Here is an 18,043-nt window from a genome sequence, read left to right on the forward strand (position 1 = left end):
TCATGAGATGCAACTTAAAAACCTAAAATTTGTAATTAATAGACCCCAGCTATTGGAAAGAAGGAAATGATAAATGACAAATCATAAACCAGTTGAATTCATACAACATGTTTTATCCACTATTATTTTAGATGCTGTACAATTTTTTCCGCAAAATAAGAAAAAAGTGCATTCCGAAGCACATGGGTTAATCTTTGGGATTGATAAGGAGAGATCTGTGGAATGTGATTATGCTTTTCCTGTAGGCAGTGTAGCAAATCGTGATGATATTTCTGTATTACCTGATTCGAAGGTAGATCAAGCAGTCAAATCAGCTAAAGAATTATTTTCAACTTCAAATTGCATAGCAACCTACCATAGTCATCCGTACGATGAACCATTTGAAAATTGGGCAGATCCAAGTAATGGAGATTGCGCTGCAGCCGATTATTTGCGTTTACCTTATTTTTTAATTATTGCTATTGCACGTAATGGACAAAAAGATAAGCCGCTTTCTTTACAATATGGAGAAGGAGAGGCTTTTGAATTCTCATATAATTCAAAAGCAGGGGGACATGACTGGCCTAATACAAAAGCGTTAAATAAAAAAGTGGTATTCATAAACGGGGAGTTTCAAAAATATACGTTCACTGTTCGTTCTTATAAAAACACAAGCAGATCGTTGATAGATGTTGATTTAATTTCGTCTGAAGCTGAACTAATGATGGTTTTAAATGAGGGTACAGTACAACTGAAAAATCTACCTTCAGAAGAAACCTATCGTCTACGAAAAATGGAGTACAACTTACGTGAAGAAAATAAAGAACGAGGAAAAAGAAACCTAGAATACCATATAGGTAGGTTAAAATAATTGTAATTTTTATAGAATGGGGGAGTTATGATGTCTTTAATTGTTCAACAGGAGATTAATACGTCAGGAGAATTTTATAATTATTTATGCAAAAGAAATCAATATAATAATGAAACAAAAAAATGTATAGAGGAAACAGTTCAAAAATTAAGGAAACAGCATACTTCAGCAAATAAACCAGGAATGTTACTAGGGAAAATACAATCGGGGAAAACTCGAACTTTTCTTGGGATTATGGGACTATCTTATGATAATAGTGTTGATATAGTTATATTACTAACAAAAGGAACTAATGCTTTAGCGAAACAGACATTGGCTCGATTAAATTATGAGTTTGAAAACATGATTGAAAGAGATAAAATGAGAGTTTTTGATATTATGGCTTTACCTAGTAATTTAAGAAAGTATGAATTATCACAAAAGATAGCAATTGTTGTAAAAAAAGAAACAAAGAACATGGATCGTCTGTACAAAGCTCTGTTTGAAACTTATCCAGATCTAGCCAATAAACATATTATATTTATTGACGATGAAGCTGACTTTGCAAGTGTTGCCTATCAGAAAAATAATGAATCAGAAATTATGGAAATGCGTGTTATATCTAGTAAAATTGATAATTTACGTAAACTTTTGACAAATTCATCTTTTTTACAGGTTACTGCAACACCATACTCTCTATATTTACAACCTGATGACTTAAAAATAAATGAATACAAGGTATTCCAGCCAATTCGCCCTGCTTTTACTCAATTAGTTCCGATTCATGATAAGTATATAGGAGGAGAAATGTACTTCGAAAAATCTGAAGAGGAGGGACATATAGCTTCATATTTATTTCATGAGGTTAGTGAAAAAGAAATAGAGATAATGAAAAAGTTAGACAAACGTCGTATTAAGATGGATAATCTTTTGCAACAAGATAGTATTAAAAATATACTTCAGGCAATCATTAATTTTATAGTAGGTAGCTGTATACGTAGATGGCAGCAAGCAGAACAAGGCCAAGATCAACAAAAGTATTCTTGTATTATTCATACGGAAAGAGGAAAAGCTGCTCATGCTTGGCAAGAAGCTATGATACAAGAGGTTGAGCAACAATTACGAGAAGCTGCAATTAATAATCATCCCATTTTTAGAGAATTAATATTAGAATCATATATGGATTTAATAAGTTCTGTATCAAAACTTGATTTACCACAACCAAGTTTTGAAAATATTTTTAATGCTGCTAAAGAAGCGTTACTAGATGAATATTTAATAAGTTCTATCGTTAATTCCGAGAAGGATGTCAATGAACTTCTTGATGAGACAGGGCAATTACGTCTAAGAGCACCAATGAATATTTTTATTGGGGGACAAATCTTAGATAGAGGAATTACCATAGGGAATTTAATAGGCTTCTTTTATGGTCGTAATCCTAAATCTTTTCAGCAGGATACTGTTTTACAACATTCTCGTATGTATGGTGCTCGACCAATGGAGGATATAGCTGTTACAAGGTTTTATACGACTCAGAAAATCTACGATGTTATGAAACGTATTCACGAGTTTGATACAGAACTCCGTAGAGCCTTTGAAAAAGGCGGGCATTCTCAAGGTGTTGTTTTTATACAAAAGGATAGCCTAAATCAAATCATTCCTTGTAGTCCTAATAAAATCTTACTATCTGATCTGACTATGTTAAAACCGCATAAAAGGATTTTACCTGTCGGATTTCAAACAGGTTACAAAACGAATATATCTAAAACTATTAATCAGATTGATATAATCTTAGCTGATTTAAAAGAGACTGCTCCACAAATCTTAGAGGACGAGGGTGCCTTTTTGATATCAGTAAATAATGCAAAGGAAATATTACGATTAATTCACAGTACATTTATCATGGAAGATGATTATGAATGGGATTTAGAAGAATATTTTTCTATTTTAGATTATCTTAGTAATGAAGTCGAAGAGTCCAGTCACAAAGGATTTGTTTGGGTAGTTGCTAGAATAAACAGGAACATTAAGAGAATAGATTCAAATAATAGATTTGAAAATTCACCAGATACTCCAAAGGGAGAAAAGGGTGAACTTAAAGTAGCGCGAAAACTGGCGCAGGATATACCAGCACTAATTCTCTTAAGGCAAAATGGTGAAAAAGAAAATGGCTGGATGGGAACACCATTTTGGTGGCCGGTTATTGTTGCTCAAAGTCAAACATCTCCTACAGTATTTGCCAAAAAAACTATTAAGTAGTAATTCATTAACTGTTATTGTTTCTATTTATATGAATAGCAGCAGAATACAATAGGGCATGGATTTAAAGATGTTTCAAACGTGTCGTTAATGATGAATAGTTCGGTAAAGTTATTTCTGGATTGACAATGAACTACAATCAGCTAATTGTTGATTTTATTTATTCCTTTAAAAATTAATACTTTCAACATTATGTCTCCGATCATCGGGGGCTTTTTTATGTCAAGTCTTTCCTTCTTTTGTTTTGCATTAACTGTTATAATTTATAATGAGAATATTTACCTATATTAACTATATTAAGATGTTTCAACGTGATTATGCACCAATAATGGAAGGAGTCATGAAAACTAAATGATTGAATACTCAGCGAGTTTTACAAGCGAAGGCTGGTTTCAAAATGAAATAAATATTGTTCTTCCATTAAAGATTGAAGGCTTATCAAAAAGTGAAATTCTTGAAAGAATTATTGAAAAGAATTTATTTCAATTGAGAAATGAAACGAGTATTAAGAAACGATTTCAAATGGTGTACCGCCGTTCAGAGACCTTTAGTACAGATTTGGCAAAACTATATGTGAATGGCTCCCGTTTGGATCAAAAAGCACTGCTTTTATACAGCTATTTAAAATGTTTCCGTTTGCCGTATGAATTTTTTAATGAGGTTGTTTTGTACAATTTTCAAAATAACAAGCCTTTTATTCAAAACATAGATGTCACATTTTTTATTGAACGAAAAGAAGGAGAATCTGAAAAAGTGGCAGGATGGCGGTCGGAGACCAAAAAAAGGTTACGAAGTTCTATTTTAATGTTCTTTAGAGAGAGTGGAATGCTACAGGAAGAAAGAACAGACACATTTCAAATTAATCCCTTACATATAAGCAATAAACTAAAGAATTATGCAAAGGAACATGATCCGCTACTTTATGTATTAAGCGAATTAAGGTAGGTGAAAAAGATATGAGTGATACATATGAACGCTTAAAACAAATGGAAAGAAGAGTGAATGAGGAAGGATTTACGACACCAACAGGGATTGGCAGTGAAATCCCGCATTATGTATTCGATTATCCAGCGGAGGATGAATTAGTCGTTCGAACCTACGTAGAAGGTGTTTTGAAACGATCAACCATAAATATTAAAGAAATTCATTTGTTTCGATTCTTACTCAGCCTTTTTGAAGACGACTTAGATGAACTAATTGAAATTAGTGAAGAAGAGGGTTATAGAGAGTTAGTCCATGCTTTACAAACCGTTTTAGAGGATCAAGACGTTATTGTAGAGTCTTTTATTGATCAAGTAGATGAAGCAGAGATTGTTTTTATTACAGGTGTAGGTAATGCACATCCGCTTTTAAGATCTAGCCAGCTATTGAAAAAGTTATCCAATCATGCTTTTCGTAAACCTATCGTTCTTTTTTATCCTGGTTACTTTACTGGTTTAGAATTAAGACTATTTGGCATTTTACATAATGAAGATCAATATCAATTATCAAGAATTTCGTAAAGGGGGAGTACGAGATGCAAGTAAAAGATATATTCAAAAAAGATATATTTAGACCAATCAACGGCGTCGTTCAAGCAGGTCAGCTTGATCATGAGACGATTAAAACTGAGCTTGAAGAGTATGTCATGACAGAAGAGGTAACAGAGTATTTTCAAAAGTTTTATGAGAATTATTCGGCGGTCTACAACACTCCAACTAAAGATATTGGGGTTTGGCTAAGCGGCTTCTTTGGATCAGGTAAGTCACACTTTCTAAAAATCCTATCTTACTTACTTGACGGCAAAGAAGTGGATGGAAAAAAGCCGTATGAGTACTTTATCGACAAAACGGATAATCGAAAGCTCATTTCAATGATGAAAGAAGTGGATGGAAAAGATTCTGATGCTATCTTATTCAACATTGACTCGATGTCTTCTTCGGGAGCAACCAACAAGGAACGTATTGTAGAAGTGTTTCTACGTGTATTTAACCGCCATTTAGGTTATTCGGATACATTATGGCTAGCAGATATGGAACGTCAGTTAGATGAAGAAGGAAAATATGAAGAATTCAAAAGCAACATTCAGCGCCTATATAATTCAGAGTGGGAAGATTTTCGGTTAAAGGCTGTCATACGTCGAAAGAAAATTGTACAAGCCCTTGTTGAAACTGGATATGATGAAGAAACGGCTAATAGCTTTTTTGAAATTAGTAAAAATACTTTTAGCATGACTTCGGAAAAACTATCACAATTAATTGCGGAGTATTGTAACAATCGTGGAAAAGAATATCGTCTCATTTTTTTAGTCGATGAAGTCGGACAGTATATTGGAACTGATGTGAACTTAATGCTTAATTTACAGACAGTCGTTGAAGATATTGGTGGAGCGACAAAGGGCCAAGCATGGGTGATTGTTACTTCACAAGAGAAGATTAAAGCCGTTGCAAATATTCACAGTACGAATGATTTTTCGAAAATTCAAGGACGTTTTGCTACACGTATTAACTTATCAAGTGCAAATACGGATGAGGTTATTAAGCGACGTATCTTAGAAAAAACAGATACCGCTGATAAAACACTGAAAATGACGTATGAACCGATTGAACAACTAGTTCGAAACCGTTTATCTTTTGATCCGAATACAACACAGTTTCGTTCAGGTTATCGATCTGCGGAAGAATTTTCTGCTCTCTATCCATTTGTTCCTTATCAAGTTGATTTATTGCAAAAGGTATTTAACAAAATTCGGATACATGGTGAAGGTGGAACGAGCTTAGCTCATGGTGAACGTTCTTTACTAAAAGCGTTCCAAGAAGCTGCAAAGTTAAATGCGGAAGAACAAATTGGGAATCTTGTTACATTGGCAGAGTTCTTTCCTTCGATTCGTCATTTCTTGGAAACATCCATTACAAGAACAATCAGCAGGGCAGAGGATCGGGCGCGAAATAATGAAAATATTTTACCTGAAGATATCTCTGTGTTAAAAGTTCTTTATTTAATTAAAGGAATTGATGAAATCAAGTCAACACCGAATAATATTGCTACGCTTCTTTTAGAAACGATAAATGATGATCAAAATGATCTCCCTATCAAAGAATCGTTAAATCGTCTTGAACAAGCAATGTTTATCGAAAAACATGCAGATGGCACCTATTCGTTTTTATCTGATGAAGAACAAGAAATTAACAAAGAAATCAGAAGTGTTGAAGTAAACCCAACAAAGATAAAAGAGCAATTGGGAGATTTATTCTTCACAAAAATGTATCCGAAACCAAAATATAATTATCGAAAAGACCAGTTTGATTTTAATAAACGCTTTGATAATTATTCAAAAGGAAATATGGCCCATCCATTAACCATGCAAGTTTTCTCGGTTTATATGTCTGATATGGAAGCAGCCTTAAAAGCCAATTCGGGACAAATGGTCATTTGTTTGGATGAAGAATTAGTAGCGGAAGCAGAGGATGCGATTAAGTATTCTGAACAAGTACAACGCTACGTCAATCTAAAGCGGAATAACAGTACGACCCAAACACAACATCGTATTTATGATGCGAAGCTGGCTGCTGTCGATGAATTTGAACAAAAAGCGGAAGAATTACTGAAAAAGGCTTGTGAAAAAGCGTATTTTTATATTCAAGGCCAACAGCGTTCTTTTAAAGGCTCCTTCGAGAACCAAGTAAATAGCGCTTTTGACATGCTGATTAGTAATACGTATAAATACTTAGATTATATTGATGTTCCAATTGCATTTAAGACGTATAAAGAGGATTGGAAAAGGCTTGCAGAACAAGGGATTGGCAATGACCTATTACAAATGACAGGTAATATTAAAGCTTTTGATGAACTGAAAGATTATTTTGAAGATGTTGCTCGAATGCATGAAAAACCATCAATCAAAGCGATTATTGAAAAGTATCATGCTGTGCCATACGGTTGGAGCGAGTATGACATTATCGGCTTAATTTTAGCTCATATGAATGCCGGAAAAGTGAATCTGCATCTTGGGGATGATAAGTTTACTCCTGAGAACTCTAATTTCTATGACCGTTTAGCTCGCGTATCTGAACGAGAAAAAATCCGAGTGATCCCGGAAATTGATGTAGATCCAAAGGTACGAAGAGAGTTCATCTCATTGATGAGGGACTTTTTTGGCCGCTCAGAAGCGGGAGAAACGTATCAAGATTTTGCAAATGCGATTGAGGCAGAGTTGAAAGAACGTTTTCAAACACCCCTTGAAGAAATTCGTTTAAAACGCCAAAATTCACATTCACGTAATTATCCTTATCCAGGAGAAAGAGAAATAAACGCTCTTTCGATGGGGATCCAAAAGCTTTTACAAATACGTGATCCCGAACAGATGGTTACAGAATTCATTCATGCTGAAGATGATATTGATGAGTGGTTTGGAGTTTTAGAGAAGTTAACAGGGTTTTACAACAAAACACCCATTACGGTTTTTGATGAAGCGGTTGAAATATTAGAAAGATATCAGAGAGATTTATCTCTTATCCAAAATACAGATGTTCAGTTCATTAAAAAGCAAATTTCGGACATTTTAACGAAGCAAGAACCATATCGTGATATACCAAGACTTCCACAATTAGCTAGTCAGTTAGAAGAAAGTGTTAAAAATGAGGTAAATGAGCAAAGACAGGCTATTGGGGTACAAGTAGGGAAAATGGAAACAAACCTAACTGAGCTAAAAGACTATTATCAAAATATGCCGTCCATTGTGGATTATATTGAAACGGAATATCATACATTCGATCAAATCAAATCGAGTATTTTAACAGAAGGCAGCTTAGTAACCATTCGTGCGCTTTTACAACAATTAAATGAAGTTGCGTCACGTATTGAAAAAAGAGCTAAAGATCTGGAGGAAGAGCTTAGAAAGCCACCATTTGTTAAACCTGATGATAAAAAACCACCTGTCGTAATCAGGGAAAAGTCAAGCAAGCGTATTGGATCAAATGATTTGTATCGGTTGTTTTTTAATGGTCGAAATAAAATAGAGACTCAACAAGATTTAGATGATGCTCTTAATCAATTACGTTCTGCTTTATTAAAAGAATTAAAAGACCACACGTTGGAGTTGGAAATTGACTGAACAGAAGCGGGTCTGTAAGGCCTGCTTCTCTTAATAAAGGAGTTAAGTAAGATGAACAAAACAGAGTTAAGGAACTTTGCGGTTTCTGCTAGAAGGGATTTACTCGAAAAAGTGGCCTTACGAGCAAAAATCTTTGGTATTGACGAGAAGAACGGTCTAATAATAGAAGAAAAGTTTGGTCAACTAGCTATTAATGGTGAAACATATTCAAACGATAAAAAACCGGCATTTTTGGCATTAAAAAAACAATTAGAAATAAAAGGCTACGAACAATTAGTTGAAGAGGTAGCTTATACGTGGTTTAACCGAATCATTGCCATACGTTATATGGAAGTAAACGAATATCTACCTGAGAGAGTAAATGTATTATCGAGTACTACTGGAAAAGTTGAACCTGATATTTTATCGGAATTTGAAACGATGGGTTTAGATATTGATTCAGCAAAGATTAAGGATTTAATTCGTCAAGGAGATTCAGAGGATGCCTATCGAAAGTTGTTTATAGCTCAATGTAATGCACTAAACGAAATCTTGCCTTTTATGTTTGAAAAAATTCATGACTATATTGAATTATTACTTCCGGATTTTCTATTGGATAGTGAGTCAGTTATTACTAAATTAGTTTCAAATAATGATTTAACAGATAGCTTTAGAGAAGTTGAAGTCATCGGTTGGCTTTATCAATTTTATAACACTGAGCCGAAAGACGAAGTATTTGCTAACTTGAAAAAAAATAAAAAGATTGAGAAGTATGATATTCCTGCAGCAACACAACTTTTCACACCAAAATGGATTGTCCAGTATATGGTAGAAAATTCGTTGGGGCAGTTATGGTTAGAAGCAAATCCTGAGTCAACTATAAAAGAATTAATGAAATATTACATAGAACCTGCTGAGCAAGACGAAGAGCCAAAACAAAAATTAGAAGAAATTCGTTATAAAAATGTAAACTTAGAGGAAATCACAATAATTGATCCATGCGTTGGATCTGGTCACATTCTTGTTTATGCGTTTGACTTGCTATATCAAATGTATGAAGAAATAGGGTATCCTAGTGGTGATATACCTCAAATTATTTTGGAAAGAAATTTATTTGGGTTAGATATTGATAATCGAGCTACACAGTTGGCTTCATTTGCTTTAATGATGAAAGCACGGGAAAAATCACGGCGAATTTTTCGCAAGAAACTTAAGTTGAATATTTTCTCGATTCGAGAATCTAATCATTTAGATAATGAGGGGATTTCTAAGTTACTAGGAAAGAATGAAGAAGAGCGTAAAGAGATACAATTGATTCTTGAGACATTTATTGATGCGAGAAGTTTTGGTTCAATTCTTCAACCCCCAAAAAATATAGATTATCAAAAATACTTAGAAAAGATACAAACACTTGGAGAAGAACAATTAACTACTGAATCATACTATGTGTACCATCAAATGCCTGAAGTCGAATATTTATTAAAACAATGATTATACTAACTACTCTCTATGATGTTGCAATTACGAATCCACCATATATGGGTACAAAAGGACTAAATAACAATTTAACAAAACGTTTAAAAAAATTGTTTCCTAATTCTAAGTCGGATCTATTCGCAGTTTTTATCGAAAGATGCAATTCTTTTACAAAGGAAAACGGTTTTATTTCGCACGTAACTATGCATTCTTGGATGTTTTTATCTTCTTATGAATCACTTAGAAAAGAATTATTAAATACACTATCTTTCTATTCAGTGTTACATCTTGGAATGGAAGCATTTGAAGGAATCATAGGTAAAGTAGTACAAACAGTTGCTGTTTCATTAAGGAAATCATCCATTTTAGACATGAAATTTAAAGGGATTCGATTGGTTGATTATTATGATTCAAAGAGGTGGGAGAAAGAGGCACAATTCTTTAATAGAGAAAATCATTTTCTTTTTCCGGGAACAAACTACTTCAAAGATTTACCTGGTATGCCTATAGCCTATTGGACCTCTAAAAAGATTTTCGATCTTTTTAGACTATCAAAGTCTTTAGGAGAAATAGTAGATATAAAATCTGGACTACAAAGTTCAGATAACAATAGATTTCTTAAACTATGGTTTGAAACTGATTTTAGTAAAATAGGTTTCAACTTTGATTCAAGGACAAAAGCTAAAGTATCCAATTTAAAATGGTTTCCTTATAACAAAGGCGGTTCATATAGGAAATGGTATGGTAATAAAGAATATGTTGTAAATTGGCAAAATGATGGTCAAGAAATAAGAGAATATAGTGAGTATATTAATACCATTAAAGCATCTACTATGGGGGTTGCTCCGAATGCTGAGTATTATTTTAGACCACACATCTCTTGGTCCTTAATTTCTAGTATGAAAATAAGTACCAGATACTTTGATAAAGGAACTATATTTGATATTAGCGCTCCTAGTATATTTGTGAATTCTGAACATGAAATATTATTATACTTAGGTTTATTAAATTCAAAGGTTTCTAATCACTTAACCAATATCATCAATCCTACTTTAAACTTTAGTTCTGGAGTGATGAAAAAGTTACCATTTATTTATATTGAGAATCCCAAGATTCTTGAATTATCAAGAGAGTGTATAAGTATTTCGAGAAGCGATTGGAATTCTTTTGAAAGTTCTTGGGATTTTGAAGGTCACCCCCTTATAAATAATCGAGAAGATAGTAATTTGTTATCAAGCGCTTTTGATAGATGGTTAGTTAATACAGACACTCAATTTAATCGATTAAAAAACAATGAAATAGAGTTAAATAGTATTTTTATTGATTTATATGGATTACAAGATGAATTATCACCAGAAGTACCAGATGAAGAAATTACTATCCATAGAGGGGAACGAGTACGTGATACAAAATCATTTTTATCATACTTTATTGGTTGTGTAATAGGGCGTTATACATTAGACATAAAAGGGTTAGCTTATGCAGGTGGGGAATGGGATGATTGGAAGTATAAAACATTTATACCGAATAAAATTGGATTGATTCAATTAACAGACGAGCACTATTTCGAAGATGATATTATAGCTCGTTTACGAGAATTCTTATCGGTGACATTTGGAAAAGAAACCGTTGAGGAAAACTTAATATGGCTTGCTGAATCACTTGAATTGAAACGAAATGAATCAGCCGAAGAGCGTTTACGGCGTTATTTCTTAGACGATTTCTTTAAAGATCACTGCCAAGTGTATCAAAAGCGTCCAATTTATTGGCTCGTTGATTCTGGAAAGCAAAAAGGATTGCGTACACTTATATATATGCATCGTTATCAACCAGATACAATGGCAACGATTCGTTTTGAACATCTGCAAGAAATCCAAGCAAAGTATAACAATGAAATTTCTGCAATTGATTTACGTATAGTGAATCCAAATTTAACTGCAACGGAGAAACGTGATCTTGAAAAGCGGAAAACGGCTTTTCAAAAACGTTTAGATGAATTGCTTGAATTTGATAAAAAGTTAGCTGAATATGCTAATGCACAGATTGAGATTGATTTGGATGATGGTGTCAAAGTGAATTACGCAAAATTTGATAAAGTGCTGGCAAAGATCAAGTAAATGCTTGATCTTATGGCCTGTTTATTTAAATAGGATAGATATCAAGTACACTTATGTTTCTTTAGTTATTGAAGAGAGGTATTAAAAATGAATAAAACGGAGTTAAAAAACTTTGCTGTTTCTGCTCGTAGAGGTTTACTCGAAAAAGTTGCTTTACGAGCAAAAATCTTTGGCATTGATGAGAATAATGGACTAACAATAGAAGAAAAGTTTGGTCAACTAGCTATAAATGGTGAACAATATTCACTCGATAAAAAATCAGCTTTTCTGGCATTAAAAAAACAATTAGAAATTAAAAGCTATGAACAATTAATTGAGGAAGTAGCTTATACATGGTTTAACCGAATTATCGCTATACGCTTTATGGAAGTAAACGAATATATGCCAGAGCGAGTAAATGTGTTATCAAGTAGTACAGGTAAGGTTGAGCCAGATATTTTGTCCGAATTCGAAACTATGGATTTAGACATTGACTTGGCAGCAATAAAAGATTTAATTCGTCAAGGAGAAACAGAAGAAGCTTACAGAAAACTGTTTATAGCTCAATGTAACGCACTTAATAACATTTTACCATTTATGTTTGAAAAAATTCATGACTATACAGAATTATTACTTCCGGATTTTTTATTAGACACTGAGTCAGTAATCAATAATTTAGTTTCAAATGAGGAATTAACAGATAGTTTTAGAGAAGTAGAAGTTATCGGTTGGCTTTATCAATTTTACAATTCAGAGCCTAAAGATATAGTGTTCGCAAATTTAAAAAAGAATAAAAAGATAGAGAAATATGACATTCCTGCAGCAACGCAGCTATTTACACCAAAGTGGATTGTTCAATACATGGTAGAGAATTCGTTGGGGAAAATCTGGCTTGAGTCAAATCCTAATTCCTCGTTAAAAGAATCAATGCGGTATTATATTGAACCTGCTGAACAAAATAAAGAGGTAAAACAAAAATTAGAAGAGATTCGTTATAAAAATGTAAATTTAGAGGAAATTACAATAATTGATCCATGCGTTGGATCTGGTCATATTCTTGTTTATGCGTTTGACTTATTGTATCAAATGTATGAAGAGGCGGGGTATTCTAGTACAGACATACCACAGTTAATTTTGGAGAATAATTTATTTGGACTTGATATTGATGATCGTGCGGCTCAACTTGCATCATTTGCTATATTAATGAAAGCGCGGGAAAAATCAAGGCGTATTTTCCGAAAAAAGGTATCTATCAATATATATTCAATTCAAGAATCTAATCTATTTGAAAAAGAAGGAATTGTAGAGTTACTTGGAAAAAATGATACAGAAAAAACAGAAGTAAAACAAATTCTTGATACGTTTATTGATGCGAAAAATTTTGGGGCAATTCTTCAACTACCACAGGTTAATTATGATAGATATTTAAATCGCATAGAACAGATAGAGGATACACAGTTATCTTTAGAGAACTTTAGAATATATGACCAAATGCCTACTTTTCAGTATTTACTAAGGCAAGCAAAGGTATTATCTTCCAAGTACGATGTTACAATAACAAATCCACCTTATATGGGTAATAAAGGAATGAATAATGTTCTTACTAAGTTTGTGAAAAGTAAATATCCTAATTCTAAAGGTGATTTAAGTACGATTTTAATGGAACGGTCATTAAATCTAACAAAAAGTAATGGTTATATTTCTATGATTAATATTCCTGCATGGATGTTCTTAGTTCGTTATGAATCATTGAGAGATTATCTACTATCTAACACTCAAATACAGAACCTGGTTCACTTTGGAAGGGGAGTCTTTGGATCAGATTTTGGAACAGTAGCATTTGTTCTTAGGAATTCCCACGTCAGTAATTACCTTGCTACTTATAAAAGATTGATTGATAAACAAGGGGAAGTAGAAAGTGTAGCTGAAAAAGAAAGGAAGTTTTTTGAAAGTAGAAGAAATATAATAAGAAAACAGGAAGATTTTAAATTAATACCAGGAACGCCAATTTCTTATTGGATAAGCAATCAATTAATTACCGTTTTTTCCACAGGGACACCTTTATCAGAAATAGGTGAAGCTAGAAGTGGCCTCCAAACTGGAAATAATGATCTTTTCTTACGATATTGGTATGAAGTTGATTTTAAAAATATTGGATTTAACTTTAATAGTGTAGAAGAAGCAAGTGAAACAAATTATAAGTGGTTCCCTCAAGTTAAAGGAGGGGCATTTAGAAAGTGGTATGGAAATTTTGATTATGTTGTTAATTTCTTAAATAACGGGGAAGCAATTAGAAATTATGAAGGAACAGGTATTATTAAGAGTCCCCATTTATACTTTAAAGAAGGGATTACTTGGTCACATACTTCAAATCTTAGTTTTGGTTGTAGGATACTCCCAAAAGGCTTTATATTTAATGTTGAGGCACCTACTGTTTTCAATATCGATGATAATTTATTATTACTCGGTTTATTAAATACTAAATTAACTGATTTTATTTTTTCTTTAATTAACCAATCCTTTCATTATTTGGTTGGCGATATGAAAAAATTACCGATAATACTACCAAAGGATAAAGAAGAAATATCTAATATTAGAAGGATAGTGGAAGAGAACATATTGATTAGTAAAATTGACTGGGATTCTTCTGAGTTTTCTTGGAACTTTAAAAAACATTTTATATTACTGAATAAAAATAACTTTTATACTATAGAACAGTCATATAATAACTGGTGTGAAATTGTGAATAGACAATTCATAAATATGAAAAAGAATGAAGAGACACTGAATGCTATTTTTATTAATCTTTATGGGATGAATGAAGAAATGAATCCTTATGTAGCTGATGAAGCTATTACTTTAAACAAATCTGATAGGAAAACTGATATAAAATCATTCTTGTCCTATTTTATTGGTAACTTAATGGGACGTTATTCGTTAGATATAGATGGTATTGTTTATGCAGGTGGTAGCTGGGATGATTCGAAATATAAGGCATTTATTCCCAATAAATTTGGATTAATTCAATTATCCGATGAACATTATTTTGAAAATGACATTATAGCTCGTTTGCGCGAATTCTTATCTGTAACATTTGGAGAAGAAACTGTTGAAGAAAACTTACAATGGCTTGCTGAATCCCTTGAATTAAAACGAAATGAAACAGCAGAAGAACGTTTACGTAGATATTTCATGGATGAGTTTTATAAAGACCATTGTCAATTATATCAAAAACGTCCTATATATTGGCTTGTTGATTCAGGAAAACAAAAAGGATTACGTACACTTATTTACATGCACCGTTATCAACCTGATACAATGGCAACTATTCGTTTTGAACATCTTCAAGAAATCCAAGAAAAGTATAACAATGAAATTGCAGCCATTGATTTGCGTATTGTGAATCCAAATTTAAGTGCTACTGAGAAGCGTGATCTTGAAAAACGGAAAACTGCCTTCCAAAAACGTTTGGATGAATTGCTTGATTTTGATAAAAAACTGGCTGAATATGCCAATGCCCAGATTGACATTGACTTGGATGATGGTGTGAAGGTAAATTACGCAAAATTTGATAAAGTGCTGGCAAAGATTAAATAAAAGGTTACTTATTACTTTCAGAAGATCAGTACTCACCGTCGCTTTTACGATGCGGATGACGGTGGGTATTTTATATTTTTCGGCAAATGACTTTTGATTTGGTAGAATAGACTTATATTTAGAAATGTGATAGCCGCAGTTTAACCGAGGTGAAAAAATGGATGTAATTGAAATGGTCCGTGAGCGGATTTGCGAGGAGAAAAATAAGAAAGAACGTGCTATTGTTTTTTGGTATGATTCATCTGGACAAGAAACGGTAGAGTCGTTAACGGAATTATTAGTAGATGAGGATGTAACGGTACGTGAGATAACGGAGGATAATTTCTTTAAGTTGAAAATTGAAATAGAAATCGAGTATCCTAAAAGGTCTTATTTATTGTATGCCCCTTTTTCAAGGCCTTCTGATGAAGAGAATTTTTTATTAGATATTCTTTTATACGGATCTGAATTTAAAGCAGATCAAATTGCCATATGGTCTGAACAATTAGGAGTAAAAGATATTATATTACGTACAGTCGTTAACCGTTACCCAGCGTTTTTTAATAGCAAGGAACGGAGAGAAAGGTTAAAGAAAGTAGTTAACCCTTCGCCTAAAGAGGAAGAAATTGAAACGGCATTACTTGCTGTTCTAACAAGCGCTCCATCCTCCAATATTTCTCATATTACAAAGCACCTCTTGCTTGATGGTTTGGAAGAGGATCAAAATAGTACTTATAGGAAAATTAGTAAGTTGTTCTCAATTGAGCGGATGTGGGAGTTATTAGAACAGTATTTTGGATTGCGTCTTTCAGATGAACAGAGAAAACTACGATACTTAATGGAACAATTTTTATATGCTCATTTTTCTAGGGATGCAGCAGTTAATATTAAAGCATTGGATGAAAAGTATTCGACTGTACGGGCAAATATTTGTGCTTTATTTATTGATGACTGGATGCGTGGGAATGCAGACGAAGTTGAAGTAGTGGAAGAATACATAAGAAACTTGGAAAATAGTTTTAATTTAAGATCTCATTTACAGGAAATATCTGTGGAGCAGTTTGATAAAGTAACAACATTTCCACTTATTGATCTGTTACATATTGAAAAAGTAACAGATGAATTACAGCATAAGACCATTCATTTTGAAGCTTGGATAGAAAGGATTTCTAATCGATTAAGCACTCACTGGGGAGGTAAACCCAAAATAGCCGGGTTGTATCGTACATTATTGGAAGCTGTACGATTAACTGATTACAAAGAATTCTTAACTCAATATGATACACGTGAAGAATTGTATGGACAATATATAGCCAGTCTTCATTGTATTGATCAGACTTATCGTCACTTTATGCAAGCCTATACGAGACTCCAGCAAAGAGAATGTGTAGAGCCGATAGCAGAAGTTCTTACGAATTGGTATGAAAATGTCTATTTACGAAAAATAGCTGATGAAACAAATTATGTTCTTGCTAACGAGCAGCAATCAAAGATTCCTTTACAGAGTAGCTTCTTTAAAAGAACGATACAACCCATCTTAGATAAGGAATCGACAAGGATATTTGTCATCATTTCAGACGCACTTCGGTATGAGGTTGGTTTTGAGCTTTGTGAGCGCCTAAATGGACGGATTAACGGTGAAGCTAGCATTTCACCAATGCTTGCTAGTCTTCCGACGTACACCCAGTTAGGAATGGCTTCTTTACTACCACATCGTAACTTGACTCTAGGTGAAAATAAAATAGTCTATGCGGATGGTGAACCGACAAACGGTACAGCAAACCGGATAAAGATTTTACAAAAGGTCAATCAAGATGCGATTGCTTATCGTTGGGAAGAATTTGATAATTGGACTCAAACAGAGGCGGATGCAAAGTTTAAAGGGAAACGACTTGTGTATTTATATCATGATGTGATTGATGCTGTAGGGGATTCAAAGAAATCAGAGCGAGATACGTATGCAGCAGCGGAGAAAGCAATACAGGATTTAGAACGGACGATTGATCGACTTTCACGATTGCAGGCAAAACGAATCTTTATCACAGCTGATCATGGTTTCTTGTTCCAATACCCTAAAATAGAGGCTGATGTAAAAATTGAAGCCGTAACAGGAAACATCATTGACAGTAACCGCCGATTTGCATTGGGACAAGGTCTCTCTATTCCAGAAGGGGCTGTTAAACTAAGTGAAGCACAATCAGAATTAACAGAAGTAGAAACGGTATTAGCAAAAGGAATTAACCGTTTTACTGGCGGTGGCGGATTACAATTTATCCACGGTGGTGCTATGCCACAAGAAAGAATCATCCCACTTATTGATTATCGCCGTACGGATCGAGCCGAAATAGTAGGTGTAAGTGTTGCTATGTTAGATAAAGTCATCACAAATTTCCGTGTGCCTGTCACTTTTTATCAAGAAGAAAGTATTTCTAATGAGTACCTTCCACGTAAAATTAAGGCAGCTTTTTATATAGACAACGAACGGATTTCAAATGAAATTGACTATACTTTTAACTTAACAGGAGAGAATTCGGACCGTACAGAAAAGCTTATCTTTAATCTAGCAGAAGCCTATTACACGATGGGACAAGTTTGTACGTTAAAGATTGAAACTGTACAAGAAAAGAGTATAGACTTTTATAAAGAAGAAACATTTACGATTCGAATGTACGAAGCATTGTTTTAAAGAGAGAACCTGTCTTGCAAAAGAGCTTGGCAGGTTTTTTAGGAAGGAGG

Annotated in this window: 9 protein-coding genes; all 9 read left to right on the forward strand. The window is 33.5% G+C overall.

All coding sequences use genetic code 11. From position 1 onward, the window contains the following. The first annotated feature begins 73 nt into the window (after window positions 1-73). On the forward strand, window positions 74-850 hold the full coding sequence (locus tag Q5760_RS10130; RefSeq protein WP_428912060.1) for a hypothetical protein: 777 nt from the start codon (window positions 74-76) through the stop codon (window positions 848-850). A gap of 30 nt (window positions 851-880) precedes the next feature. Next, on the forward strand, window positions 881-3,088 hold the full coding sequence (locus Q5760_RS10135) for a Z1 domain-containing protein (protein WP_428912061.1): 2,208 nt from the start codon (window positions 881-883) through the stop codon (window positions 3,086-3,088). Window positions 3,089-3,439: 351 nt separating this feature from the next. Next, window positions 3,440-4,033 carry a DUF1819 family protein gene (locus Q5760_RS10140; RefSeq protein WP_428912062.1) on the forward strand — a complete coding sequence of 198 codons (594 nt, stop codon included), beginning with the start codon at window positions 3,440-3,442 and terminating at the stop codon, window positions 4,031-4,033. Between the two features lie 11 nt (window positions 4,034-4,044). After that, window positions 4,045-4,590 carry a DUF1788 domain-containing protein gene (locus tag Q5760_RS10145; protein ID WP_428912063.1) on the forward strand — a complete coding sequence of 182 codons (546 nt, stop codon included), beginning with the start codon at window positions 4,045-4,047 and terminating at the stop codon, window positions 4,588-4,590. Window positions 4,591-4,604: 14 nt separating this feature from the next. Beyond that, window positions 4,605-8,180 carry a BREX system P-loop protein BrxC gene (brxC, locus tag Q5760_RS10150; protein WP_428912064.1) on the forward strand — a complete coding sequence of 1,192 codons (3,576 nt, stop codon included), beginning with the start codon at window positions 4,605-4,607 and terminating at the stop codon, window positions 8,178-8,180. 51 nt (window positions 8,181-8,231) lie between these two features. Next, window positions 8,232-9,650, forward strand: a complete 1,419-nt coding sequence (gene pglX / locus Q5760_RS10155) for a BREX-1 system adenine-specific DNA-methyltransferase PglX (protein ID WP_428912065.1) — start codon at window positions 8,232-8,234, stop codon at window positions 9,648-9,650. Beyond that, window positions 9,647-11,752 (forward strand): BREX-1 system adenine-specific DNA-methyltransferase PglX, encoded by a 2,106-nt coding sequence (pglX, locus tag Q5760_RS10160; protein WP_428912066.1) that lies wholly within the window; start codon window positions 9,647-9,649, stop codon window positions 11,750-11,752. Before pglX (Q5760_RS10155) ends, pglX (Q5760_RS10160) begins: the two co-directional genes overlap by 4 nt. A gap of 87 nt (window positions 11,753-11,839) precedes the next feature. Further along, window positions 11,840-15,328 (forward strand): BREX-1 system adenine-specific DNA-methyltransferase PglX, encoded by a 3,489-nt coding sequence (pglX, locus tag Q5760_RS10165; RefSeq protein ID WP_428912067.1) that lies wholly within the window; start codon window positions 11,840-11,842, stop codon window positions 15,326-15,328. Between the two features lie 157 nt (window positions 15,329-15,485). After that, window positions 15,486-17,993, forward strand: a complete 2,508-nt coding sequence (gene pglZ, locus Q5760_RS10170; RefSeq protein ID WP_428912068.1) for a BREX-1 system phosphatase PglZ type A — start codon at window positions 15,486-15,488, stop codon at window positions 17,991-17,993. Window positions 17,994-18,043 lie beyond the last annotated feature (50 nt).

The organism is Niallia sp. Kr1 (genome assembly GCF_050389805.1).
GTDB lineage: Bacteria > Bacillota > Bacilli > Bacillales > Cytobacillaceae > Bacillus_BD.

What these genes read in the sequence shown, in the direction of transcription:
- Q5760_RS10130 (WP_428912060.1), top strand. Translation starts at nt 74, where the DNA reads ATGACAAATCATAAACCAGTTGAATTCATACAACATGTTTTATCCACT.
- Q5760_RS10135 (WP_428912061.1), top strand. Translation starts at nt 881, where the DNA reads ATGTCTTTAATTGTTCAACAGGAGATTAATACGTCAGGAGAATTTTAT.
- Q5760_RS10140 (WP_428912062.1), top strand. Translation starts at nt 3,440, where the DNA reads ATGATTGAATACTCAGCGAGTTTTACAAGCGAAGGCTGGTTTCAAAAT.
- Q5760_RS10145 (WP_428912063.1), top strand. Translation starts at nt 4,045, where the DNA reads ATGAGTGATACATATGAACGCTTAAAACAAATGGAAAGAAGAGTGAAT.
- brxC (WP_428912064.1), top strand. Translation starts at nt 4,605, where the DNA reads ATGCAAGTAAAAGATATATTCAAAAAAGATATATTTAGACCAATCAAC.
- pglX (WP_428912065.1), top strand. Translation starts at nt 8,232, where the DNA reads ATGAACAAAACAGAGTTAAGGAACTTTGCGGTTTCTGCTAGAAGGGAT.
- pglX (WP_428912066.1), top strand. Translation starts at nt 9,647, where the DNA reads ATGATTATACTAACTACTCTCTATGATGTTGCAATTACGAATCCACCA.
- pglX (WP_428912067.1), top strand. Translation starts at nt 11,840, where the DNA reads ATGAATAAAACGGAGTTAAAAAACTTTGCTGTTTCTGCTCGTAGAGGT.
- pglZ (WP_428912068.1), top strand. Translation starts at nt 15,486, where the DNA reads ATGGATGTAATTGAAATGGTCCGTGAGCGGATTTGCGAGGAGAAAAAT.